Source organism: Streptomyces sp. NPDC002130, from assembly GCF_040296465.1.
Lineage (GTDB): Bacteria > Actinomycetota > Actinomycetes > Streptomycetales > Streptomycetaceae > Streptomyces.
Genome location: NZ_JBEOXI010001190.1, coordinates 1 through 1,087 on the forward strand (window position 1 = coordinate 1; position 1,087 = coordinate 1,087).

The 1,087-nt window shown below is 62.7% G+C and carries 3 protein-coding genes and 1 pseudogene; 3 read left to right on the forward strand and 1 reads right to left on the reverse strand.

What is annotated here, in order from left to right; all coding sequences use genetic code 11:
- A pseudogene (locus ABT116_RS49540) lies at positions 1-95 on the reverse strand (TetR/AcrR family transcriptional regulator); the annotation flags it as partial.
- On the opposite strand from ABT116_RS49540, the gene ABT116_RS49545 reads away from it, so the two are divergent.
- Genes ABT116_RS49545 through ABT116_RS49555 form a run of 3 tightly spaced genes read left to right on the forward strand, consistent with a single transcriptional unit; the run spans position 95 to position 1,076 of the window.
- Entirely contained in the window at positions 95-256 is a 162-nt protein-coding gene (locus tag ABT116_RS49545) for a translation initiation factor IF-2 N-terminal domain-containing protein (RefSeq protein ID WP_351648281.1), read from the forward strand. The pseudogene ABT116_RS49540 and the gene ABT116_RS49545 overlap by 1 nt on opposite strands.
- Positions 256-582, forward strand: a complete 327-nt coding sequence (locus ABT116_RS49550; RefSeq protein WP_351648283.1) for an LtfC-like domain-containing protein — start codon at positions 256-258, stop codon at positions 580-582. The genes ABT116_RS49545 and ABT116_RS49550 overlap by 1 nt, the downstream gene beginning before the upstream one ends.
- Positions 579-1,076 (forward strand): hypothetical protein, encoded by a 498-nt coding sequence (locus tag ABT116_RS49555; protein WP_351648285.1) that lies wholly within the window; start codon positions 579-581, stop codon positions 1,074-1,076. The genes ABT116_RS49550 and ABT116_RS49555 overlap by 4 nt, the downstream gene beginning before the upstream one ends.
- Positions 1,077-1,087: the final 11 nt, after the last annotated feature.

Genomic DNA, 1,087 nt, shown 5'->3' on the forward strand with positions numbered 1-1,087 from the left:
TTCCCGGTGTACGTCGTCACGACGCCGTTGAGCAGCGCGACCAGCTCCGTCTTCGTGCCGGCGGGCACGTCGAGCGGTTCGAGGCAGGCCAGGCATGGTCTATGCGCTTGCGCAGGAACTCGGCGTCACGTCGGCCGAGATTCTTCAGCGACTCGCTGATCTGGAGATTCCGATCACGAGCGCATCCGCAAACATCGATCCCGATACAGCTCAGATCATTCGAGACTTCTACGCAATGATTCCGGAGGTGAACTGATGCCGGATATCCGACGGCCAACTCCCACCGGAGCTCTGAACCTGCCGACTGTCGGCGACTTCGTCTACTGGTACCGATTCGACGACGACTCAGAGTTCCCCGCAGGTCTTGAGCTGTATTTCCTGATCGGTGATCCCGGTCCAGCGCAAATCCGATGGGGATTCGAGATCACCGGGCACGTCGCACATTTGAAGATCGAGTCCGAGATTGTGGCGACCGTCAAACCGCGCACAAAGTACTGGCTCATGCTCAAGGACACAACAACCACGCCCACCACCGAGCAGGAACTCCAGACCGGGCAGGTGAAGAAGGTGAATGCGCAGTGATTCTCGTAGGCAGTGACGGTGAACGCATCGATCTTGGAACGGAATCGACTCCCAGCGGGGGAGTCCTCGTTCCGCTTGAGGGTCCTCCGGGCAAGGATTCGACCGTTCCGGGTCCGCCGGGTAGAAACGTCGACGGCATCACCCTCTCCGGGGACAACCTGGTCTTCGACATGTCGCAGGGCGCAGACATCACCGTCGCTGTCCCCGCGATCACCGAAGCGAACGAGGCAGCAGGGCGAGCCGAGGACGCCGCCGACGCGGCAGTCCAGACCGCTGCGGGGATCCAAGATGTTGCGTCCGATGCGGCTCAGGTTGCGGAGGATCGGCTGGCTGTGGAGTCCGCAGCATCCGCAGTCGCGACCGACCGTCAGACCGTATCTGACGCGCGCGGCGTCGTCGTCACGGCGAAGGGCGATGTCGAGCAGATCAAGACCCCCCCGCCTGCCCCGCCAGATCCAGGAAGTACTGCGGCGCCACACCGAGCACCAGCGTGACGGCCACGCCG